Below are 20,939 nucleotides of genomic sequence, written 5' to 3' on the forward strand. Positions count from 1 at the left end.
CACCGTCAGGTCATCGGCGAAATGCCGGTCACCGGTGGCGTCGGGCACGTACTTCACACAGACAACGATCCTCAAGCTCACGCCGGCTCTCCTACTGCATCGTCATTTCCGGGCTGCCTTGTTGCACGCAGCATAGGCGCCTGATGGGGCGGTTTCCGGTCGGGGCGACCGACGCCTCGACCGGAAATATTACTAGCCAGTACACCCAGCGGCTCACCTATGAGCAAGCGCTTGGAACTGTGATATGCCCAACGTACGACACCCCATGTGCCGCCCGGGCCGGATCAGTCCCTCAGCGCGTTGAAACGGCCCTGGTGATAGATCAGCGGACGGCCGACCCCGGCCGGATCGCCGGTCACGGCCTGCGCGATCACGATCCGGTGGTCCCCGGCCGGGACGCGGGCGACCACGCGGCAGACCAGCCACGCCAGTACGCCGCCGAGTACCGGCACTCCTTCGGGCCCACTGCTCCAATAGGTGGACGGGCCGAACCGGTCGGCGCCGCTGCGGGCGAAGGTGGCGGCCAGTTCCTGCTGGTGCTCGCCGAGTATGTGGACGCCGACGTGCTCGGCCTCGGCCAGGACCGGCCAGCTGGAGGACGAGGTGCCGACCCCGAAGGAGATCAGCGGCGGTTCGGCGGCGACGGAGTTGAGGGAGGTGGCGGTGAAGCCGACCGGCCGGTCACCGGCGGCGGTGATCACCGCCACGCCGGCGGCGTGCCGGCGGAAGGCCGAGCGGAGCAGCTCGGGGGAAGCCTGGCGGGGGGCGTCGAGCTCGGGCGATGCCGTCATGGACATGTCCTTCTGCGGAAGTGGCTTACGGGGCCGTGGTTGCTCAGGCACCCGGACAGCGCGCACTCGCGTTGCGGGCGAGATCGACGTGGACCCGGCCGTAGAGAAGGACTTCCGGCGGCATAGCGTCAGACTGACGATGCATGGTGGGTGCAGTCAAGAGTGTTCCGCGATGTGGGAGATGCGTCACGGTCCGTCACATCGCCTGTCCCAGCGCGGCGACAACATCGACGGTGCGCGGCTGTCCGACTGCCCGGCGGACGATCCGGCCGGCCGCGTCGAGGACGAGCACGGTCGGCGTCCGGCTGATCCCCAGCTCCCGCACCAGGGCGAGATGCGCCTCGGCGTCGATCTCGACATGGGCGACGCCGTCCACCATGCGGGCCACCTCGGCGAGGGTGCGGCGGGTGGCCCGGCAGGGCTGACAGAACGCGCTGGAGAACTGCACCAGGGTGGCCCGCTCGCCCAGTTCGGCGCCGATCCGGGCCGCGTCCAGCGGCCCTCCACTCTTCTGCCCGTCCACCTTCGGCCTCCTGTCAGAGCTCATCGCAAGAGGTCAGCACCGCCGGCCGACGAGACATTCCCGGAGGTTCCACGTGACGAGAATCTCGCGCCCCGAGCCCTTGGAGACTGGCCACCGCGTCGCGCATGGGGCACGATCGGCGCAATGCCGCAAACCTACGGCTGCGTAACTTCCGCCGGGAGAACCCTCCTCAGGCGCTGAAGAAGGGTCTTCCCCAGATGGCAGAACTCGTCTATCGGCCGGTCATCGGCGCCGCTCGCACGTTTTTCAAGGCGCTTGACCTGAAGATCGACACTCAGGGTTCCGAGCACATCCCGAAGACCGGTGGCGCGGTACTGGTGAGCAATCACATCAGCTATCTGGACTTCATCTTCACCGGGCTCGCGGCCCTGCCTCAGAAGCGGCTGGTCCGCTTCATGGCGAAGGAGTCGGTCTTCCGGCACAAGGTCTCGGGGCCGCTGATGCGCGGGATGAAGCACATCCCCGTCGACCGCAAGCAGGGCGAGGACGCGTATGCGCACGCGCTCGCCTCGCTGCGCTCCGGCGAGATCGTCGGTGTGTTCCCCGAGGCCACGATCTCGGAGTCGTTCACGCTGAAGAGCTTCAAGTCGGGCGCCGCCCGGTTGGCGCAGGAGGCCGGCGTGCCGCTGATCCCGATGGCGCTGTGGGGCACGCAGCGGCTGTGGACCAAGGGACGGCCGCGCAATTTCAAGCGCAATCACGTGCCGGTGACGATCCGGGTCGGCGAGCCGGTGGAGGCGCCCACCGACCAGTACGCGGGCGCGATCACCCGGCGGCTGCGGGAGCGGGTCCAGGAGCTCCTGGAGGCGGCCCAGCGCGCCTATCCCGTGCGTCCGAAGGACGCGAGTGACACCTGGTGGGTGCCCGCCCACCTCGGCGGTACCGCCCCGACCCCCGCCGAGGTGCGGGAGAAGAGCTGACGGGCCGAAACGTCTCTTCCGGGGAGCGGGCGGTGCCCCGCGCCCCGGAGAGGGGCCGTTGCGGCGACCGGTGAATCCGGCGGGCAGGTGGCCCGGCCGGCCGCTCGGCCCGGCCTCGGAGCGCAGTGGGCAGCGTGCGCCACAGCTGAGAGCGGTCCTCGGCGGACGGGAGCGCGCACCGCACCGCCGGACGCTGAGCCGCGTACGGCAGCGGGTGGTCCACGTCGCCGGTCTCGGGGCGGACCGTCCGGGCCGGCCGCTCCTCGTCGAGCGAGAACCGCGCGTCGACGCCCGGTGTGTTGCCCCGGGGGTCCTGGCGGTCCTGGCCGGCCAGCCGGATCGCGATCAGTCCGTGCACCGGGTCCCTTCGGTCGCTGACCGAGGCCCAGCTGTACGGGGAAGGCCACCGGGGCCGGGGTCAAAGGGCGTTCCGGCATGACCCGTGATCAGCTCGCCGATGCCTCGCCAAGGGCAGGACGCGGCCGGGCCGCAGCCCGTAGCCCGGCCCCGGGACCGGGGGTGATCGCAGGGCCGGGGAGGTGAGTGCGGTGCGGTTCCCGCGCGCGTGGCACAGGTTTCGTGTCCCCGGTGTGTTGTCTGTGTGCTTGCGCCCTCGTCCCGAGGGGCGACGTCCTCAGGAGAGGTGCTGTGTCGCGATGGAACCCGGTGGCGATGTGATCGCGGAGCTCGTAGCCGATCACCGTGAGCTGGAGGATCTGTTCTCGCAGATCGAGTTGCAGCCGGTCGACCACCCCCGGCGGCGGGAGCTCGCGGACCGGCTGACCGCGGAACTGGTCCGGCACACCGTCGCCGAGGAACTGCACCTCTACCCCGCCGTGCGCAAGCACGTACCGCACGGTGCGGCCATGGCGGACAAGGAACTCGCCGACCACGCCAGAGCCGAGCGCATGCTCAAGGATCTCGAAGACCTGAGCGTCGACGACCCGCGGTTCAACGACACGATCGCGAAGCTGAAGTTCGAGGTCGCCTCCCACGTGCGCGAGGAAGAACACGAACTGTTCCCGAAACTCGCAGCCGCCCTCCCGCCCGAGACACTCGACGGACTCGGCCGACTGGTGCGCCGGGCCAGGCAGACCGCTCCCACCCGGCCCCACCCCTCGCTCCCGCACACCCCGCCCGCCGGCAGACTCCTCGTACCCGGAGCCGGACTGGTCGACCGGGTACGCGACCTGCTCCGTGCGCACACCCGCTGAGCCCCACCCCTGGCCACCTCGAACATGGCCCGACACCCACCACGTACCCGCAGGGAGCACCGAATGCCGGCCCTCGAAAGAACCGTGCCGGTGGCCGGTGCGCCGTGCTGGGTGAGCCTGATGTCACGGGACCTGCGCGCGGCACAGTCCTTCTACTCCGCCGTCATGGACTGGACTTTCGGACCGAGCGCGCTGGGCAGCGACTTCTCGGTGGCTCTGGCCCATGGTGAACCGGTCGCCGGGATCGGATGCTGCCGAGGCGCCGGCGATCCTGCCGTCTGGACCCCCTACTTCGCCGTCAGGGACGCGGACGAGACAGCCGGACGGATCAGGGAGCGCGGCGCCACGCTCGCCGTCGGCCCCCGGGCCCTGGGCGAGGGCCGTGCCGGGATCGCCGCCGACCGCGACGGCGCCGTGTTCGGATTCTGGGAAGGCCCCGCCCCGACCTGGCCGGTAGAGCGAGGCAGGGCCCTGGTACGGCTGGACCTCCGGACCCGTGACGCGTTCGACGCCGCCATCTTCTACGCCGAGGTCTTCGGCTGGGCCCGGCCACCCGGCGGCTGCACCGTCGACTACGCCCAGGACCACGTCATCGTCCAGGCCGGCGGACGCACCGTCGCCACGCTGTACGGCGGCAGCGACGAAACCGGCCCGGACCCACGCGTCCGGCCCCGGTGGAACGTCCACTTCCGGGTGAGGGACGGCGAGCGGGCCGCGGCAGCCGCCACGGCTGCCGGAGGTGAATCCTCACCGTCTCCCTCACCTGCCGGTACTCCGGCCGGTACGTTCCTCATCCGCGATCCCGATGGCGCCCTCTTCACCCTGACCGGCGCCTGACGGCAGCCGCCCTCGATCAGCGACGCCGTCCAGTCGGCCACCGGCGCACGACGCGCGGGCGTACCGGCCAGGGTGTCGGCGGGTGTGACGGTGAACCGGACAGCGACATCGAAGCTCTCCGAGACCGGGGGCGGCGCCTGGACCTCCGTGGTCGCCGAGCGGTGCCCCTCGGCCTGGGCGTGGCAGTGGTTCGCCCAGGCCGCCGCACGCCGCAGCCGCCCATCTCCACCGTCATCGAGGACACCCATCTCCCGTGCCACAAACGGATGCTGACCACTGATCAGATCACTCCCGCGACAGATGTCGAGCCCTCTACCGTCCGTTCCCGCCTGTCGGCTGCCGGGCGGGAACAGATCTCCGGGAGTGGCGGCCGGCCAGACGCCGAGGCCGGTTCGGACGGACGGCCCTGCCCTGCCTTGCCCTGCCTCGGGATCGTCGGATCGGCCGTTACTGTTCTGCTCCCGAAACCGATGCTGCTTGGCACAATGCGAGCAACTGATCTCCTCAGTGATGGGCGGTATGGATGGACCCCCTGCAACCCGGTGACCCCCGCCGGATCGGCCCGTACCGCCTGCAATCCAGACTGGGCGCAGGCGGCATGGGCCAGGTGTTCCTGGCACTCTCCCCGGGCGGCGGCCGCAAGGTCGCGGTCAAGCTGATTCGTTCCGACTACGCCCGCAACCCCCGATTCCGGGAGCGCTTCGCCTTGGAGGTGCAGGCCGCCCGGCGCGTGGGCGGATTCCACACCGCACAGGTCATCGATGCCGACCCGGATGCCGAGGCACCATGGATGGTGACCGCCTACATCAGCGGCCCCTCCTTGCAGGACTTGGTGCACGGCGGCACTTTGCTCACGCCTCAGGCGGTGAGCGAATTGGGCGCGGGTCTGGCCGAAGGCCTGGGCGCCATTCACGCGTGCGGTCTCGTCCACCGGGACCTGAAGCCCGGCAACGTGATCATGGCGGATGACGGTCCGCGCATCATCGACTTCGGTATCGCCCAGGTCGGCAACGCCAGCGCCCTGACCGTTACGGGCGCACCGATCGGCACGTACGCGTTCATGTCCCCGGAACAGGTGCGGGGCGAGGAGGTGGGCTCGGCGAGCGACGTGTTCTCGCTCGGCTGTGTGCTCGCCTTCGCCGCGAACGGTCACGGCCCCTTCGACGCCCCGAACATTCCCGCGATCGTACGGCGGATCCTCGACGAGCCACCGCGTCTGGACGGCCTCGCCGACCCATTGCGCGAGCTGATTGCCGCGTGCTTGGCCAAGGAGCCGGTGCATCGACCGGAGATCGCCGAGATCCTGCGACGCACCGGACCATCACCCCACATCCGCACGGAACCGGGAGCCGCCCCGAGGCCGGCGGATCCGCTTGCTCTACCGGAACCGCTTGCCCCACCGGAATCACGGAAGTCGGGTCCGAGCCGCGGTCCGGGGCGGCGCGCCGTCTTGCTCGGCGGTGTCGCGGCGGCCGCTGTGGTCGTCCCTGCGGTGGTCTTCTGGCCCAGGGACGAGAAGGATCCGGGAGAACAGGACGGAGCGGGGAAGGCGCCGAAGAAGGCAGGACCGAAGAGGCCCACCGCAGGCGAACTCAACGGCAAGGTCCCGGTCGTGGGGGCGGCATACAGTCCCGATGGCGGGACAGTGGCCGCTTCCAGTTACAGAGCCTCGACGGACGACGGATCGGACGACAGAGGGGACAGCGGCTGCATCCAGCTCTGGGACATGGCGACCCGTCGGCTCTCCACCCTGACCCTCGGGGAATCGGACTTCCTGCCGAACACGGTGGCGTTCAGCCCCAACGGCAGGACGCTCGCCGTTGGCAGTGCTGGTTCGGACAGCGTCACCTTGTGGAACATGGCCACGGGGCGAGTCCAGACCACCCTCAAGCGTGAGTGGGACTTCGACGACGATTCGTGGACCTGGACGAACGCGCTGGCGTTCAGCCCCGACGGCAAGACGCTCGCCGTCAGCGGCCAGGACTACAACACCGGTGGCGAGGGCCAAATCCGGCTGTGGGACCTGTCGGGACGACGGCCCGTCGGCACGGCCCTCGACGGCAGGCACGATGGGGCCTTCTTCCACGTGGCGTTCAGCCCCGACGGGCGCTCCATCGCGGCCGGCGGCGAGTCCGGAGTACGCCTCTGGGACCGTTCGAGCCACCGCGTCACCGCCCTCCGCGACTCCGTGACCTACACCAACGCGGTGGCGTTCAGCCCCGACAGCAGGACGCTCGCCAGCTGCGACGGATCCAACTACGAGGCCTCGGCCGGTACCGGCCGAGGCGGCATCTGGCTGTGGGACGCCGCTACCGGCCGCACCACCACGCTCACCGAGGAGATCGTGTTCTCCGTGGCGTTCCGCCCCGACGGAAAGTCGCTCGCCAGTGCCGGCAAGGAAGGGCTCAAGGTGTGGAACGTGGCCACCGGGCGTGCCTCCGTACTGGACGACAGCGCACACTACTGGCTGGCGCTCGGTCCGGATGGCACAACCCTCGCCACCACGAGCAAGAGACCCTCGACCGAAGTCCAGCTCTGGAACCTCGCATGAAGTCCCTGAGGAACTGCGCAGAAACGTGCAGCGGCTCGAACCAGGAATGACCGTGCGCACGCTCGGAGCTGCGGCGAATGCGTCCAGGGCGGCCTGGGGGGTATCCGCACTTCCGCCGGCTCACGTTCGATCCCCGCCGCCTCGGCCCCTCCTGCGGCGGGACACGAAAGCCCCCGCGCGCCGCAGCCCGTCAGACGCGGCGGCTGCCGCTGGTGTCCCCGACAATTGGGCTGGACCGTTTACCACCGAGACTGGATCAAGGCTCAGTGGGGTGTGTGCGCGGTGCGATCTCCGCTCCGGCAGCCGGCGCCGCCGATGTAGTGCCGGACCCGGGAGCGCCATCATGACCAGCGCGGCACCTGACGCTGCCGCCAGGACGGCTCGAACGGGACGGGGGATGAGCTTCACGAACACTCCTTGGGGGCGAGTCATGACGATTGACGACCGGATGATCGGCTCTGCCTGACACCACGACACCTCTTGCCCGTCGCACTGGCATCAAAAGCGTAACGCCGCGTGTTCATTCGATGACTTCACGTCACGGCGCCGTGCCGCAGGCCGCCGAACCCGGCTGCTCCCATGCGGCGCACAGCCCGTTCCCCCGGGTGAACGGGTCCGTCGTGAGAGCGACCCGAACGCGGCCGCCCCCTGTCCAAGCAGTTGCGGCCCGCGATAGGTTCACGCCTCATGAATACCGAGCTGGTGGTGGCCTCGGTCTCCGGAGCGGTAGCTCTCTCAAGCGTCCTGCTCAGCTCCCGGTTCAGCTGGAAACAGGCTCTGCTCGCCTCGCAGCTGGAGCGGCAGAGGGCGGAGCAGCTGAAGCTCGTCGAGCATCAGGACCTGATGAGTCAGCGCCGGGATCCGCTGCTGTGGGCGGCCTATGACCTTCAGTCACGTCTGTTCAACATCGTGGACAGAAAGTTCCTGAACATCTACTACTCGCCAGAGCACGAACCCGATCGCGGCTACGCGCTCAGGAGCACCCTGCATGTCATGGCCGACTACCTCGGGCAGGTGGAGCTACTGCGACGCAAGGTCCAGTTCCTGGACCTCGGCAACCGCGAGAACTCCCGGACTGTCGTCCGGCATCTGACGGCCATCAGCAACGTGCTCAACACCGACGGCTACGACGACCCCCACTTCCGCGTATTCCGGAGCAACCAGCGTGCCCTCGGAGAGCTGGTGATCTGCGACAGCGACGACCGATGCCTGGGCTACGCGGAGTTCTGCCGACGCCTGGACACCGACGCCGACTTCGCCGGGTGGTTCGAGCCGCTGTCGGACGGCATCCGCGAACTGGCTTCCTCGACGCGGCCACACCCCAGGCTCGTACGGCTTCAGGTCGCGCTCATGGACTTGATCGACTTCCTCGACCCGGACGCCGATCGCTTCCCGGACCACCGCAGGTCCCGGCTGAGCCTGCCGTGAACGAGGGCGCCGTCCTGCACCACCACGAGCTGGTGGCGAAAGCGAGAGAGACAGCCGGCCTGTGCCCCGGCGGTGAGACGGACGGAGCGTCCCGGTACTTGCTGGATCAGAGAATGGCCGCCGAACGCAGACGTGCGGCCGACCGGAGGTCAATGACTTTCCCGTCGGCCGCGCATCCATTCAGCGGTGGCTACCTCGCCATCTCTTCCTTCAGGGCGAGGACGAACGCGTCGACGTCGTCCTCCCTGGTGTCGAAGGCGCACATCCAGCGGACATCGCCGGCCGCCTCGTCCCAGAAGTAGAAGCGGAAGCGCTTCTGCAGCCGCTCGCCGACCTCGTGGGGCAGCCGGGCGAAGACGGCGTTGGCCTGGACGGGGTAGAGGATCTCCACGCCGTCCACCGTGCGCACGCCCTCGGCGAGGCGCTGGGCCATCGCGTTGGCGTGCCGGGCGTTGCGCAGCCAGAGGTCGCCGGCGAGCAGTGCCTCCAGTTGCACGGAGACGAAGCGCATCTTCGACGCGAGCTGCATCGACAGCTTGCGCAGGTGCTTCATGGCACGGACGGCGTCCGGGTTCAGGACGACCACGGCCTCGCCGAAGATCGCCCCGTTCTTGGTACCGCCGAAGGACAGCACGTCGACGCCGACGGTGTTGGTGAACGTACGCATCGGCACGTCCAGCGACGCCGCGGCGTTGGCTATCCGGGCCCCGTCCAGATGGACCTTCATGCCGTGTCCGTGGGCGTGGTCGCAGATGGCTCGGATCTCGTCGGGTGTGTAGACCGTGCCCAGCTCGGTGTTCTGGGTGATCGAGACGACCTGCGGCATGGCGCGGTGCTCGTCGTCCCACCCGTATGCCTGCCGGTCGATGAGCTCGGGGGTGAGCTTGCCGTCCGGGGTGGGCACGGTGAGCAGCTTGAGGCCGCCCACCCGCTCCGGGGCTCCGCCCTCGTCCACGTTGATGTGGGCGGACTCGGCGCAGATCACCGCGCCCCAGCGGTCGGTCATCGCCTGGAGGGAGACGACGTTGGCACCGGTGCCGTTGAAGACCGGGAAGGCTTCGGCGGTGGGGCCGAAGTGACTGTGCATGACGCGCTGGAGGTGCTCGGTGTACTCGTCCTCGCCATAGGCGATCTGGTGACCGTCGTTGGCGAGGGCGAGGGCGGCGAGGATCTCCGGGTGGGTGCCCGCGTAGTTGTCGCTGGCGAAGCCGCGGATCTGCGGGTCGTGGTGGCGCCGCGCGTCGGTCCTTACGGTTGTGGGGTCAGCCACAGGCGCTTTCCGTTCACTTCCGGGGCGGGCCGGTCCCAGACGTCGGCGATGGCATCGGCCAGCTCCTTGACGTCGGTGAAGCCCGCGAATTTCGCATTGGGGCGCTCGGCGCGCATCGCGTCGTGCACCAGTGCCTTGATGATCAGGATCGCAGCCGCGGTCCTGGGCCCTTCGTCGCCCCCCGCCTTGCGGAACGCGTCCGCGAGCGCGAGCGTCCAGGCCTCGGCCGCCGCCTTCGACGCGGCGTAGGCGGCGTTTCCCGCGGTGGGCTTGCTCGCCCCGGCCGCGCTGATCAGCACATAGCGACCCCGGTCGCTGCGCTGGAGCCCCTCCTGGAAGGCCAGCGAGGTGTGCTGGACCGTACGGATCAGCAGCTTCTCCAGCAGGTTCCAGTCGGCGAGGTCGGTCTCGGCGAAGCTCGGACTGCCGCGCCAGCCGCCGACGAGGTGGACCAGGCCGTCGATCCGGCCGAATTCCTTCTCGGTCCTGTCCGCCCATTCGCGGGCGGCGCCGAGGTCCAGCAGATCGACGGTGTCGCCGGTCACGGTGGCGCCCCCGTGGGCGTAGCGCGCGGCGTCGACCGCCTCGGCCAGCCGGGTGGCGTCCGCGTCGGAGGCCACGACGGTCGCGCCGGCCTCGGCGAGCCGCAGCAGGGCGGCCCGTCCGGCCGGGCCGGCGGCACCGGCCACCGCGACGACCGCACCCTCCAGAGCACCGCTCCCGTTGCCCTTGCCTTTTCCGTTCATGGCCACCGCCTCCTCAGACCCGGCGCTCACGCGGCTGCCCGCTCGGCATCCGCGGCGGTGATCCCCTTGGTCGAGGCGATCACGTTCTTCAGCTTCTTGGAGAGCGCCTCATAGAACATGCTCAGGGGAAACTCGTCCGGAAGCACATCGTCCACGAGCTTACGCGGCGGCTGCGACAGGTCCAGCGCGTCCGGGCCCTTGGCCCAGCGGGAGCCCGGGTGCGGGGCGAGGTAGGCGGAGACCAGGTCGTACGCGGCGAACCAGTGGACCAGCTTGGGGCGGTCGATGCCGTCGCGGTAGAGCTTCTCGATCTCGGCGCAGAGCTGGTTGGTGATCTGCGGGGCGCGGTCCCAGTCGATCTTCAGTGTGTTGTCGGTCCAGCGGATCACGTCGTGCTTGTGCAGGTACGCGAAGAGCAGCTGGCCGCCGAGGCCGTCGTAGTTGCGGACGCGCTCGCCGGTGACGGGGAAGCGGAACATCCGGTCGAACAGCACGGCGTACTGCACGTCACGGCCCTGGGCGACGCCGTCGGCCTCCAGCTTCACGGCCTCCTTGAAGGCGGTGAGGTCGCAGCGCAGCTCCTCCAGGCCGTACATCCAGAACGGCTGGCGCTGCTTGATCATGAAGGGGTCGAAGGGCAGGTCGCCGTGGCTGTGGGTGCGGTCGTGGACCATGTCCCAGAGCACGAATGCCTGCTCGCAGCGCTGCTGGTCGGCGACCATCTCCCGGATGTCCTCGGGCAGTTCGACGCCGAGCAGTTCGACGGAGGCCTCGGTGACCCGGCGGAAGCGGGCGGCCTCGCGGTCGCAGAAGATACCGCCCCAGCTGAAGCGCTCGGGGGCCTCGCGCACGGCGATGGTCTCCGGGAAGAGCACCGCGGAATTGGTGTCGTATCCCGAGGTGAAGTCCTCGAAGGTGATGCCGCAGAACAGCGGGTTGTCGTAGCGGGTGGCTTCCAGCTCGGCGAGCCACTCGGGCCAGACCATGCGCAGCACGACCGCTTCGAGGTTGCGGTCCGGGTTGCCGTTCTGGGTGTACATGGCGAAGACGACCAGGTGCTGGAGGCCGTCGGCGCGGTCCCTGGCCGGCTGGAAGGCGAGCAGCGAGTCCAGGAAGTCGGGCACGCCGAAGCCGTCCGCGGCCCAGCGGCGCAGGTCGGCGGCGAGGGCGCGGTGGTAGGCGGCGTCGTGCGGCAGCAGCGGGGAGAGCTCCTCCACCGCGCCGATCACACGGTCCAGCGTCGACCGTGCGGCCTCCGGGGACGGCGCCCCCTCGGCCTCGAAGTCGATGGAACCGTCCTTCGACTGCCAGGGGCGGATCTCCTCCACGGCATTCTTGAGCGCGGGCCAGGCGGGATGATCGACCACCCGCCGGTCCGTAGCTATGCCGCCTTCGGCGGCGTCGTGCACAAGAATTTCCGTCATAACACTTCCTCCACGGGAGAACCTCGCGTCAAGCAACCGTATCCATGTGCGGTTCCTTGAGACAAGTGGGGCTCAGAAAATTATCCTGCCCACCCCCCATGGTCACCGCGATTCTTCCTGTGCGGAACGTTTGAAGCGACTACTTCCGTCGGCCGGACACACGCAGCGGGTGTCCGGCCCTCCTACCCGCCCGGAGAGCGTCACACCGCCTGACCGCCGTGATGCCGTGGTGCTTCGTGGGTAGGAGCCGCACGTGAAGGACGCCGTCGACGGAAGCGGGTTGCCTTGTCTTTTCTCACCATCGGACATCGCGGAGTGATGGGTGTCGAACCGGAGAACACCCTGCGCTCGTTCATCCACGCGGAACGGGCCGGAATGGACGCGATCGAGCTGGATCTTCACCTGAGCAAGGACGGCGCACTGGCCGTGATGCACGACGCCGATGTGGACCGCACGACGGACGGCAAGGGGCCGATCAACGAGAAGACCCTGTCCGAGCTGCGGGAACTCGATGCCGGGCAGGGCGAGCGGGTGCCGGTCTTCGAGGAGGTGCTGGACGCCGTGCGGTCCCCCGTGCAGGCCGAGATCAAGGACGCGGCGGCGGCCCGCGCGCTGGCCGAGGTGATGCTGAGACGCGGTCTCGTCGACCGGGTCGAGGTGTCCTCGTTCCATGACGAGGCGGTGGCCGAGATCGCCCGGCTGGTGCCGGGGGTACGGACCGTGCTCATCGCGAGCCGCCGGCAGGGCGATGTGGTGGACCGGGCGAAGGCGGTGGGGGCTGCGACCCTGGCGCTGAACATCCGCCGTCTCACCCTGGAGGTCGCCGAACAGGCGCACGCCGAGGGGCTGAAGGTCATCGGCTGGGTGGTGAACACCCAGGACCATCTGCGTCTGGCGCGCGCCCTGCGGCTGGACGGCGCGACCACCGACTACCCGGAGATCCGCCGCGCCGGCCGTTTCACCGCCTGATCGCGGCCCCGGTCAGACGAGGTTCTTGACCAGCAGCTCGAAGACGAGGTCGTCACGCTGCGGGATGCCGAAGCGCTCGTCGCCGTACGGGAACGGGCTGAGCTCTCCCGTACGGCGGTAGCCCCGCCGCTCGTACCAGGCGATCAGCTCCTCGCGCACCGAGATCACGGTCATGTGCATCTCGCGCACGCCCCAGCTCTCCCGGACGGTGCGCTCGGCCTCGGCGATGATCACCTTGCCGAGGCCCGCGCCCTGGAGTCCGGGACGGACCGCGAACATGCCGAAGTAGGCGGCCTCGCCGCGGTGTTCGAGCTGGCAGCAGGCGACGAGCGCGCCGTCGCGCTCCACCACGAGCAGCCGGCTGCCGGGCGCCTCGACGACCTTCCGGACACCGTCCGGGTCCGTCCGCCGGCCCTGGAGGATGTCGGCCTCGGTGGTCCAGCCGGTCCGGCTGGAGTCCCCGCGGTACGCCGACTCGATGAGCGTCACCAGGGCCGGCACATCGGCGTCGGCCGCGTCGCGAAAGGTCAGCTGTCCCGGGTCCTGGGCGGGGGCGGTGTCCATTGCGGTGGCTCTCCGTTTCTGTGCTGTGGCCGTGCCGGAGCAGCGTAACGCGGGAGTCGCGGATCTAGAGTCGGCCCATGGTTCATGTGCTGAGCAGCCGGGTCCTGTTGCGTCCGGTGGATCCCGAACGGTCACGGATCTTCTACGGACGGTCCCTCGGGCTGCCCGTCTACCGGGAGTTCGGTACCGGCCCCGAGCGGGGCACGGTCTACTTCCTGGGCGGGGGCTTCCTGGAGGTGTCCGGGCGCGCCGCCGGGCCGCCGGTGCCGGGTCTCGAACTGTGGATGCAGGTCGCGGACGTGCGGGCGGCGCACGAGGAGTTGTCGGCCGGCGGCGTGGAGGTGCTGCGGGAGCCGGTGCGCGAGCCGTGGGGGCTGGTCGAGATGTGGCTCCGCGACCCCGACGGGCACCGGATCGTCATGGTGGAGGTCCCCGCGGACCATCCGCTGCGGTACCGCCCCTGACGGCCCCGGATGCCGTCAGTGAGCGGTGCGGCTCCGTTCCGCGCAGTCGACGAGCACGGGCAGGGCCTTCGCCAGGCCGCCGTCGTCGTCCGCGAACGGGAGCCGCACATGGTGGCGGAAGCCGTCCACGGCGGAGAAGGCCGGGCCGGGGACGATCAGCACGCCCGCGCGGCGGGCCAGCTGGGCGGTGGCCTCGGCGTCGGCGCCCGGCATCTCCACCCAGAGGGCCGAGCCGCCGTCGGGGCGCTCCCACCGCCAGCCGGTCCCCTGCTCGCGCAGGAGCCGTTCGGTCTCCGCCAGGCGTTCGCGCAGCCGGGAGCGGCGGTGGGCCCGCGCTTCGGGCAGTTGCCGCAGCAGCTTCACGGCCAGCATCTGTTCCACCACCGGGCAGGAGAGGTCGACGGACTTCTTGATGTCGGTCAGCCGCCGGATCACGGTGGTGGAGGCCCGGATCCAGCCCAGCCTGAGTCCGCCCCAGAACAGCTTGGACAGGGTGCCCACGGTGGCCGTGGCTGCTGGTGGCAGCAGGCCGGCGAGGGAGCGGGGCGCGGCGTCGTCGGCCAGGGACAGTTCGGCGTAGGCGTTGTCCTCGACCACGTACAGGCCCTGTTCGGCCAGGACGGCGGCCCAGGCGAGGCGGGTGGACTCGTCCATGCCGCGTCCGGTGGGGTTGTGTACGGCCGGCTGGAGGTAGACCAGGCGGGGGCGGACGTGACCGGCCAGCCGGTCCAGCGCCCGGGCACCGTGCGCCCCGTCCGCGGGCAGCGGCACCAGCCGGGCGCCGCGGCCGCGCAGTGCTTCGAGCGCGCCCCGGTAGGTCGGATCCTCCACGATCACCGTGTCGCCGGGCTCGACCAGCCCCTGGGTGATCAGCCAGACGGCCTGCTGGGATCCGGCGGTCACCAGGATCTGTTCCGGGGAGGTGGGCAGGCCCGCCGACCGGTGGTATTCGGCGATACCCTCGCGGAGCTCGGGCAGCCCGTACGGGAGGTATCCGTCGCCGGCCAGCGCGGCGGTGAGGTCGGTTGCGGACAGCCCGGCGGCCGCCGCCGCGACCGCGGGCAGGCCGTCCAGCGCCCCGCTGGACAGGTCGATGCCGCCGTCCCTGGTCCCGAAGCTGGCGAGGCGGCCCTCGGTGGCCGGCTCGCCCACCGCGCCGGAGCCCCGCAGCCGGGAGCCGCTGCCCTGCCGGCTCTCCAGCCACCCCTCGGCCTCCAGCAGTCCGTACGCCGCCGTCACCGTGGAACGGCTGACGCCCAGCGCCGTCGCCAGGGCGCGCTGGGAGGGCAGCACCGTGCCCGGTGCCACGTCTCCGCGCTGCGCCAGCTCGCGCAGCGCCTCGGCCAGCAGCTGCGGCATCACGCCCGTGCCGTCCTTGGACCACCCGGTCAGCAGACGGGACAGCCGGGTGGGAGGAATCCGGTCCATGCCCCCCATCATCGCCCGCCGCAGGCCAATTGCCCCCAAGTGGTCTTTGCCGCCCTCCGGTGGCTCGCACATGATCGGGGGAACGCCGTTGCAAAGGAGCAGAAACATGGCGACCGTGGTGCTCGTCGGAACACTGGACACCAAAGGGCCGGAGTACGAGTGGCTCTCCGCGCGGCTTCGCGAATCGGGCTGCGACGTGGTGCTCGTCGATGCCGGGGTGATGCCGTCGCCCGTGGGCACGGTCACCGGCGACATCGACGCGGCGGCCGTCGCGCGCCGCGCCGGGCACGGCCTGGAGGCGCTGCGCGCCAACGGGGACCGCGGTGCGGCGGTCTCCGCCATGGCCGACGGGGTCGAGCAGATCGTCGGTGATCTGTACCGCGAGGGGCAGCTGGACGCGGTGCTGGCGGTGGCCGGCAGCGGTGGCTCGTTCATCGCCGCGCGTGCCATGCAGGCGCTGCCCATCGGCGTGCCGAAGGTGCTGGTGTCCACCATGGCCAGCGGGGACGTGTCGCCGTACGTCGGCAGCAGCGACATCACCATGATGTACAGCGTGGTCGACGTGGCGGGCATCAACTCCGTGTCGACGCAGATCATGGGCAACGCGGTGGCCGCCGCGGCGGGCATGGCCATCCACCACCAACGGCGGCTGGACGAGTCGCAGCCCCAGGGGCGTCCGCTGATCGGCGCCAGCATGTTCGGCGTCACCACCCAGGCGGTGGACGCCGCCCGGCAGCGGCTGGACGAGCTGGGTTACGAGGTGCTGGTCTTCCACGCCACCGGCGCGGGCGGCCGGGCGCTGGAGAAGCTCGCCGCGGGCGGGTTCCTGGCCGGTGTCCTCGACCTGACCACCACCGAGCTCGCGGACGACCTGGTCGGCGGCGTGCTGAGCGCCGGCCCGGACCGGCTCACCGCGGCGGGCCGGGCGGGGCTGCCGCAGGTGGTCGCACCCGGCGCGCTGGACATGGTCAACTTCGGCGCCGCCGAAACCGTCCCGGAGCGCTTCGCCGGACGCCAGTTCCTGGAGCACAACCCGACCGTCACCCTGATGCGCACCACGGCCGACGAGATGGCCGAACTCGGTGCCTCCATGGGGCGGAAGCTGGCCTCGGCCCACGGCCCGACGGCGGTCCTCTGGCCGCTGGGCGGCGTCTCCGCGGTGGACGCGCCGGGCGCACCGTTCCACGATCCGGAGGCCGACGCGGCCGGGCTGGCGTCCCTGCGCACCGCGCTGCGGGGCAGCGCCGTCGATCTGCGCGAGATCAGTGCCCACCTCAACGACACGTCGTTCGCCGTCGCCGCCGCCGACCACCTCCACCAGCTGATCAGCACCCAGGAACGTTCGCACCCGAACGTCTGAACCGCACATCCGCACGCCCGGGGCCTCGCATCCGCGCGCCCCGGCGGCGAGAAACCCACCAACGGAAACAGGAGTCCATCCGTGAACCGCAATCAAGCCCTGTCGCGCCTGGCCGAGCAGGTCGCAGCAGGCAAGGCCGTCATAGGCGCGGGTGCAGGCACCGGTCTGTCCGCCAAGTGCGCGGAGGCCGGCGGCGTCGATCTGCTGATCATCTACAACTCCGGCCGGTACCGGATGGCCGGCCGGGGCTCGCTGGCAGGTCTGCTGCCGTACGGCGACGCCAACGCCATCGTGCTCGACATGGCGGGCGAGGTGCTGCCCGTGGTGCGGGACGTCCCCGTGCTCGCCGGGGTGTGCGGCACCGATCCGTTCCGGATCATGGGCAACTTCCTCGACCAGCTGAAGGCCGTCGGCTTCACCGGCGTACAGAACTTCCCCACCGTCGGGCTGTACGACGGCAAGTTCCGCGAGAACCTCGAAGAGACCGGCATGGGCTTCGGTCTGGAGATCGACATGATCCGCCAGGCCCACGAGCGCGACCTGCTGACCGCGCCCTATGTGTTCGATCCCGAGCAGGCCGCCGAGATGGCGCGGGCGGGTGCCGATGTCCTCGTGCCGCACGTCGGGCTGACCACCAAGGGTTCCATCGGCGCCTCGACCGCGCTCACCCTCGATCAGGCGGCCACCGCCGTGCAGGAGATGCACGACGCCGCGAAGCGCGTCAATCCCGGCATCATCGTGCTCTGCCACGGCGGCCCGATCGCCGAACCGGAGGACGCCCGCTACGTCCTGGAGCACACCTCCGGGATCGCCGGCTTCTTCGGCGCCTCGTCCATGGAACGGCTGCCCACGGAGCGTGCCATCACCGAGCAGGCACGCGCCTTCAAGTCCCTCACGCTCGGCTGACAGGGGCACAAAGGCACAGCGCGCGGCGGGAACGCTCCCTCCGCGCGCTCCCTCGTACTTCAGTGCGCCGCGTACGGCGGCCCTCCCCCGGGCATCGACCAGGGGGACCGCGTCGTACGGCCAGGGGGAGGTTCGCTGTGCACGGATCGGCGATGTCGGGCTGGCTGCTGATGGCGTTGTGCGCGACGACGGGTGCGTACTGCCTGCTGCGTACCCGCAGCGAGACCGGGGAAGGGCGCAGGGCGGCACGCGCGGAGGCACTGATGGGCTTCGGCATGGCCGCCATGGCGGTGCCGGCGGCCGTCGTGACACCACCCGCCTGGGGATGGGCGGTGTACGCGGCGCTGTTCGGGGCGGCCTCGTTGCGCGCGCTGTGGTTCGCCCGGCGCGGAAGTCACCATCTGCACCATCTGGTGGGGTCCTCGGCGATGTTCTACATGGCCCTGACGATGGCGCCGGGCGGCGGGGCGGCACCCGGCGGCCACGGCGAGCACATGGGTCACGGGGTCGCGGCGACGGCCGGGGGCATCCCCCTGCTGACCGGACTGCTGCTGGCCTACTACGCGGTGTACGTACTGCGGTCGGGGGCCCGGCTGATACCGGTGGCCGCCGCTCCCTCCCCGGCGGGCAGCGGCCTCGCCGGGACCACCTGGGGTACGCGCCCCGAGCTGGCGCTCGCCTGCCGGCTGACGATGGGGATGGCCATGTTCGCGATGCTGCTCACCCTGTGAGCCGGCCGGCCGGTCAAACCGTGGTCTGCGTCACTTGCCGTGCACAGCCATACCCGTGGGTGCCGCGCCCCTCATAGGCTGGCGTCATGTTGGTCTCCCTCGCACTGCTGCTGCTCGGTGCACTGGCCGCCGTCCTGACCCCGCGGCTGATGGCCAGGGCCCGGTGGCCGGAGCGTGAGCCCGTAGTGGCGCTGTGGGTGTGGCAGTGCGTGGTGGCCGGGGTGCTGCTGTCCTTCGCGCTCTCCATGACGTTCAGCGCGGCCGCCGCCTGGCAGGCGGTGCGCGGGCATGTGTTCGCCCCGGCGCCGCACGCGGTGGTGGAGGCGTACGCGCTGGGCGGGCACGGCCGGTGGTCCGCCGCCATGGCCGTACTGCTGGCGCTGGGCGGGGTGTGGTCGGCGGTGATGCTGACCCGGGAGATCCACCGGGCCCAGGTGCGGCGCAGGCAGCGGCGCGCCGAACTGCTGGTGCGGGCCCCGCTGATGCCCGGTGAGAAGCCCGGCAGCGCCCGTCTCGTCGTGCTGGAGGGAGAGCGTCCGGATGCCTGGTGGCTGCCCGGCGCCGCGCCTCAACTGGTCATCACCACCACGGCGCTCAGGCGCCTGAAAGGCCGTCAGCTCGATGCGGTGCTGGCCCATGAGCAGGGTCACGCGAACGCACGGCACGACTGGCTGTTGCACTGTTCCGGTGCCCTGGCGACCGGTTTTCCGCAGGTGCCGGTGTTCGCGGCGTTCCGCGACGAGATGCACCGGCTGGTCGAACTGGCCGCGGACGATGTCGCGTCGAAGCGTTTCGGGCGGCTGACGATCGCCCTGGCCCTGGTCGAACTCAACGAGGACCGGGGCGTGTTCGGCCCCTGCCCGGCGCCGGACGCACAGCTGCCACTGCGGGTGAACCGGTTGCTGACCCCGGCGGACCGGCTCACCGCGGGCCGTCGGCTCCGGCTGACCGCGGCGGCCGCGATGGTGCCGGTGGTTCCGCTTCTGGTGGCCTTCGTTCCGGGGCTCAGCGCGCTGCGATAGCCAGGGCCACCGGCCTTCCGCGAAGATCGCCCCATGCCGTCCACGCAGCTCCCCCCGCCGGTCCGTACCCCTCCTCGTGTCACCCCTTTCGGGGCGGGTGCGGTCTGCGCGTTTCTCGCACTGGTCGTGCTGGTCCTCGTCGCCGTGCGCTGGTCACCACTGATGACGCTGGACCGCACCGTCGCGGATGCCCTGCACCACAGGGCGGTGACCGAACCCGGTCTGGTCCGTGTCAACCGGATCCTGACCGACTGGGCCTGGGATCCATGGACCATGCGCGCCCTGATCGCGGTGGCGGTGGTGGCGCTGTGGTGGCGGGGCGAGCGGCTGCTCGCGGTGTGGGTGGCGGCGACGAGCGCGCTGGGCACGGTGGTGCAGCAGGGGCTGAAGTCGGCGGTCGGCCGGGAGCGGCCGCAGTGGCCCGACCCGGTGGACTCCGCCCATTACGCGGCGTTCCCCTCCGGTCACGCGATGACGGCGACGGTGAGCTGCGGCCTGCTGCTCTGGCTGCTGCACCGGCACGGGGCGGGGCCCCGGTCGTGGCGGACGGCGCTGGTGGTGGCGTGCGTCTCGGTCGTCGGGGTGGGCGTGACCCGCCTCTATCTGGGCGTGCACTGGCTGAGCGACGTACTGGGCGGCTGGCTGCTGGGGGCGGCCCTGGTCGGCTTCGCGATCGCCGGATTCGCCCGGTACGGGCGGCGCGGCGGGCTCCACGCGCCCGGCCGCTCCTGAGCCGGCCGAGTCCCGCCCTCCCCGGACCGGGGCGGTCGGCCTTGTCGCGCCGTCCCCGTGCCGGGGAGGATGACAGCCATGCAGATCAAGGGTGTGCTCTTCGACTTCTCCGGGACTCTCTTCCGTATCGAGTCCGTCCGGTCCTGGCTGCGCGCGGTCCTCGCCGAGCAGGGGGTGACGGTGGGCGGGGCCGACTTCGAGCGGTACGCGGCGGAGCTGGAGGCCGCCGGGGCGCTGCCGGGCGGCCCGCTCCCCCGGCAGGTCCCCGCCCGGCTCTCCGCCGCGTGGGCCACCCGTGACGAGAGCGCGGAACTGCACCGGGAGGCGTACACCGGGCTGGCCCGGCAGGTGGCGCTGCCGGATCCCGGGCTGTACGACGCGCTGTACGAGCGGCATCGCACACCGGCCGCCTGGCAGCCGTACCCGGACGCGGCGGAGGTGCTCGGCGCGCTGCGCGACAGCGGCGTCCGGATCGGTGTGGTCAGCAACATCGGCTGGGACCTGCGGCCGGTCTTCCGAGCGCACGGCCTGGACCCCCTGATCGATGACTATGTGCTGTCGTACGAGCACGGCGCCCAGAAGCCGGACGCACGGATCTTCCACACAGCCTGCACAAATCTGCGACTGGATCCGGCAAATGTGGTGATGGTCGGCGACGACCGGAACGCGGACGGCGGGGCCGCCGCACTGGGCTGTGACGTGCGGTTCGTGCACCATCTTCCGGTGTCCGAGCGGCCCGACGGACTGCGGACGCTCGGACTGGTGCCGGGCGTTGCCCGACAGACATGTGAGAGATGTCCCTGACGCCCAATGGGTCCGATTGTCACATCGGGGCCTTAGCCTGTATGTATGTCCCGTTCTCCGTGCTCCTCCGATTCCACGCGCACCCCCGCCGTGGTGAACAAAGAGATCCGTGACCTGTGGCAGCGCTCGGGCGGCTGCCTGTCCCCGGAGGAAGAAGAGCAGTACCAGCGTCTGCTGGTGGAGTGGGCCGCGGCGACGAGCGGCGGCGCCAGGTCCGCCGCCTGACGCACGGCC

21 protein-coding genes and 1 pseudogene are annotated in these 20,939 nt (G+C 70.7%); 14 read left to right on the top strand and 8 right to left on the bottom strand.

The annotated features are described in order from the left end of the window. The 3 genes and pseudogenes from ACGF8B_RS33850 to ACGF8B_RS33860 form a co-directional block, all read right to left on the bottom strand. Positions 1-81: pseudogene (locus ACGF8B_RS33850) on the bottom strand (electron transfer flavoprotein subunit beta); the annotation flags it as partial. Positions 82-284: 203 nt separating this feature from the next. Then, on the bottom strand, positions 285-791 hold the full coding sequence (locus ACGF8B_RS33855; protein ID WP_392745950.1) for a flavin reductase family protein: 507 nt from the start codon (positions 789-791) through the stop codon (positions 285-287). A gap of 196 nt (positions 792-987) precedes the next feature. After that, the gene (locus tag ACGF8B_RS33860) at positions 988-1,314 is read right to left on the bottom strand and encodes a TlpA family protein disulfide reductase (RefSeq protein ID WP_392745952.1); all 327 of its coding nucleotides are present in this window, start codon (positions 1,312-1,314) and stop codon (positions 988-990) included. A gap of 218 nt (positions 1,315-1,532) precedes the next feature. Between ACGF8B_RS33860 and ACGF8B_RS33865 the strand changes: the two genes are divergently transcribed. From ACGF8B_RS33865 to ACGF8B_RS33885, 5 genes are all read left to right on the top strand, one after another. Beyond that, entirely contained in the window at positions 1,533-2,255 is a 723-nt protein-coding gene (locus ACGF8B_RS33865) for a 1-acyl-sn-glycerol-3-phosphate acyltransferase (RefSeq protein ID WP_124719298.1), read from the top strand. Positions 2,256-2,911: 656 nt separating this feature from the next. Beyond that, on the top strand, positions 2,912-3,469 hold the full coding sequence (locus tag ACGF8B_RS33870) for a hemerythrin domain-containing protein (RefSeq protein WP_392745953.1): 558 nt from the start codon (positions 2,912-2,914) through the stop codon (positions 3,467-3,469). A 63-nt stretch (positions 3,470-3,532) separates the two neighbouring features. Further along, entirely contained in the window at positions 3,533-4,306 is a 774-nt protein-coding gene (locus ACGF8B_RS33875; RefSeq protein ID WP_392745954.1) for a VOC family protein, read from the top strand. A gap of 523 nt (positions 4,307-4,829) precedes the next feature. Continuing rightward, entirely contained in the window at positions 4,830-6,857 is a 2,028-nt protein-coding gene (locus ACGF8B_RS33880) for a WD40 repeat domain-containing serine/threonine protein kinase (RefSeq protein ID WP_392745955.1), read from the top strand. A gap of 687 nt (positions 6,858-7,544) precedes the next feature. Further along, complete coding sequence (locus tag ACGF8B_RS33885; protein WP_392745956.1) at positions 7,545-8,285, top strand: hypothetical protein; 741 nt, start codon at positions 7,545-7,547, stop codon at positions 8,283-8,285. A 190-nt stretch (positions 8,286-8,475) separates the two neighbouring features. Here ACGF8B_RS33885 and ACGF8B_RS33890 read toward each other — a convergent pair whose 3' ends face one another. Genes ACGF8B_RS33890 through ACGF8B_RS33900 form a run of 3 tightly spaced genes read right to left on the bottom strand, consistent with a single transcriptional unit; the run spans position 8,476 to position 11,725 of the window. Next, positions 8,476-9,555, bottom strand: coding sequence for a threonine aldolase family protein (locus tag ACGF8B_RS33890; protein WP_392745957.1), 1,080 nt, complete (start codon positions 9,553-9,555; stop codon positions 8,476-8,478). Further along, positions 9,534-10,301 (bottom strand): SDR family NAD(P)-dependent oxidoreductase, encoded by a 768-nt coding sequence (locus ACGF8B_RS33895; protein ID WP_392745959.1) that lies wholly within the window; start codon positions 10,299-10,301, stop codon positions 9,534-9,536. Before ACGF8B_RS33895 ends, ACGF8B_RS33890 begins: the two co-directional genes overlap by 22 nt. A 26-nt stretch (positions 10,302-10,327) precedes the next feature. Continuing rightward, the gene (locus ACGF8B_RS33900; protein ID WP_392745961.1) at positions 10,328-11,725 is read right to left on the bottom strand and encodes a DUF6421 family protein; all 1,398 of its coding nucleotides are present in this window, start codon (positions 11,723-11,725) and stop codon (positions 10,328-10,330) included. Positions 11,726-12,043: 318 nt separating this feature from the next. Between ACGF8B_RS33900 and ACGF8B_RS33905 the strand changes: the two genes are divergently transcribed. After that, positions 12,044-12,694: a glycerophosphodiester phosphodiesterase gene (locus ACGF8B_RS33905; protein WP_392745962.1), complete on the top strand. Its 651-nt coding sequence runs from the start codon at positions 12,044-12,046 to the stop codon at positions 12,692-12,694. Between the two features lie 12 nt (positions 12,695-12,706). Here ACGF8B_RS33905 and ACGF8B_RS33910 read toward each other — a convergent pair whose 3' ends face one another. Continuing rightward, entirely contained in the window at positions 12,707-13,258 is a 552-nt protein-coding gene (locus ACGF8B_RS33910; RefSeq protein WP_392745964.1) for a GNAT family N-acetyltransferase, read from the bottom strand. 77 nt (positions 13,259-13,335) lie between these two features. On the opposite strand from ACGF8B_RS33910, the gene ACGF8B_RS33915 reads away from it, so the two are divergent. Further along, positions 13,336-13,722, top strand: a complete 387-nt coding sequence (locus ACGF8B_RS33915; protein WP_392745966.1) for a VOC family protein — start codon at positions 13,336-13,338, stop codon at positions 13,720-13,722. Positions 13,723-13,737: 15 nt separating this feature from the next. Here the strand turns inward: ACGF8B_RS33915 and ACGF8B_RS33920 are convergent, their stop codons facing one another. Further along, the gene (locus tag ACGF8B_RS33920) at positions 13,738-15,150 is read right to left on the bottom strand and encodes a PLP-dependent aminotransferase family protein (protein WP_392745967.1); all 1,413 of its coding nucleotides are present in this window, start codon (positions 15,148-15,150) and stop codon (positions 13,738-13,740) included. Between the two features lie 106 nt (positions 15,151-15,256). On the opposite strand from ACGF8B_RS33920, the gene ACGF8B_RS33925 reads away from it, so the two are divergent. The 7 genes from ACGF8B_RS33925 (at position 15,257) to ACGF8B_RS33955 (ending at position 20,930) form a co-directional block, all read left to right on the top strand. Beyond that, positions 15,257-16,510, top strand: coding sequence for a Tm-1-like ATP-binding domain-containing protein (locus ACGF8B_RS33925; protein WP_392745969.1), 1,254 nt, complete (start codon positions 15,257-15,259; stop codon positions 16,508-16,510). An 81-nt stretch (positions 16,511-16,591) separates the two neighbouring features. Then, the gene (locus ACGF8B_RS33930; RefSeq protein WP_392745971.1) at positions 16,592-17,416 is read left to right on the top strand and encodes a phosphoenolpyruvate hydrolase family protein; all 825 of its coding nucleotides are present in this window, start codon (positions 16,592-16,594) and stop codon (positions 17,414-17,416) included. A gap of 137 nt (positions 17,417-17,553) precedes the next feature. Next, positions 17,554-18,147: a DUF5134 domain-containing protein gene (locus tag ACGF8B_RS33935; protein WP_392745972.1), complete on the top strand. Its 594-nt coding sequence runs from the start codon at positions 17,554-17,556 to the stop codon at positions 18,145-18,147. Positions 18,148-18,233: 86 nt separating this feature from the next. Beyond that, positions 18,234-19,169, top strand: a complete 936-nt coding sequence (locus ACGF8B_RS33940) for a M56 family metallopeptidase (RefSeq protein WP_392745974.1) — start codon at positions 18,234-18,236, stop codon at positions 19,167-19,169. Positions 19,170-19,202: 33 nt separating this feature from the next. After that, on the top strand, positions 19,203-19,901 hold the full coding sequence (locus ACGF8B_RS33945; RefSeq protein ID WP_392745976.1) for a phosphatase PAP2 family protein: 699 nt from the start codon (positions 19,203-19,205) through the stop codon (positions 19,899-19,901). A 78-nt stretch (positions 19,902-19,979) separates the two neighbouring features. After that, positions 19,980-20,705, top strand: coding sequence for an HAD family hydrolase (locus ACGF8B_RS33950; RefSeq protein WP_392745978.1), 726 nt, complete (start codon positions 19,980-19,982; stop codon positions 20,703-20,705). Between the two features lie 45 nt (positions 20,706-20,750). Further along, positions 20,751-20,930, top strand: coding sequence for a hypothetical protein (locus tag ACGF8B_RS33955; protein WP_392745980.1), 180 nt, complete (start codon positions 20,751-20,753; stop codon positions 20,928-20,930). Positions 20,931-20,939: the final 9 nt, after the last annotated feature.

It is taken from the genome of Streptomyces sp. NPDC047917 (assembly GCF_043204345.1).
GTDB lineage: Bacteria > Actinomycetota > Actinomycetes > Streptomycetales > Streptomycetaceae > Streptomyces > Streptomyces sanglieri.

Bases quoted from the DNA above. Each gene is read 5' to 3' on its own strand.
- ACGF8B_RS33875 (WP_392745954.1), top strand. From the start codon at position 3,533: ATGCCGGCCCTCGAAAGAACCGTGCCGGTGGCCGGTGCGCCGTGCTGG.
- ACGF8B_RS33900 (WP_392745961.1), bottom strand. From the start codon at position 11,725: ATGACGGAAATTCTTGTGCACGACGCCGCCGAAGGCGGCATAGCTACG.
- ACGF8B_RS33920 (WP_392745967.1), bottom strand. From the start codon at position 15,150: ATGGACCGGATTCCTCCCACCCGGCTGTCCCGTCTGCTGACCGGGTGG.
- ACGF8B_RS33865 (WP_124719298.1), top strand. From the start codon at position 1,533: ATGGCAGAACTCGTCTATCGGCCGGTCATCGGCGCCGCTCGCACGTTT.
- ACGF8B_RS33925 (WP_392745969.1), top strand. From the start codon at position 15,257: ATGGCGACCGTGGTGCTCGTCGGAACACTGGACACCAAAGGGCCGGAG.
- ACGF8B_RS33880 (WP_392745955.1), top strand. From the start codon at position 4,830: ATGGACCCCCTGCAACCCGGTGACCCCCGCCGGATCGGCCCGTACCGC.
- ACGF8B_RS33910 (WP_392745964.1), bottom strand. From the start codon at position 13,258: ATGGACACCGCCCCCGCCCAGGACCCGGGACAGCTGACCTTTCGCGAC.
- ACGF8B_RS33855 (WP_392745950.1), bottom strand. From the start codon at position 791: ATGACGGCATCGCCCGAGCTCGACGCCCCCCGCCAGGCTTCCCCCGAG.
- ACGF8B_RS33905 (WP_392745962.1), top strand. From the start codon at position 12,044: ATGGGTGTCGAACCGGAGAACACCCTGCGCTCGTTCATCCACGCGGAA.
- ACGF8B_RS33885 (WP_392745956.1), top strand. From the start codon at position 7,545: ATGAATACCGAGCTGGTGGTGGCCTCGGTCTCCGGAGCGGTAGCTCTC.
- ACGF8B_RS33955 (WP_392745980.1), top strand. From the start codon at position 20,751: ATGTCCCGTTCTCCGTGCTCCTCCGATTCCACGCGCACCCCCGCCGTG.
- ACGF8B_RS33915 (WP_392745966.1), top strand. From the start codon at position 13,336: ATGGTTCATGTGCTGAGCAGCCGGGTCCTGTTGCGTCCGGTGGATCCC.
- ACGF8B_RS33895 (WP_392745959.1), bottom strand. From the start codon at position 10,301: ATGAACGGAAAAGGCAAGGGCAACGGGAGCGGTGCTCTGGAGGGTGCG.
- ACGF8B_RS33870 (WP_392745953.1), top strand. From the start codon at position 2,912: ATGGAACCCGGTGGCGATGTGATCGCGGAGCTCGTAGCCGATCACCGT.
- ACGF8B_RS33940 (WP_392745974.1), top strand. From the start codon at position 18,234: ATGTTGGTCTCCCTCGCACTGCTGCTGCTCGGTGCACTGGCCGCCGTC.
- ACGF8B_RS33945 (WP_392745976.1), top strand. From the start codon at position 19,203: ATGCCGTCCACGCAGCTCCCCCCGCCGGTCCGTACCCCTCCTCGTGTC.
- ACGF8B_RS33950 (WP_392745978.1), top strand. From the start codon at position 19,980: ATGCAGATCAAGGGTGTGCTCTTCGACTTCTCCGGGACTCTCTTCCGT.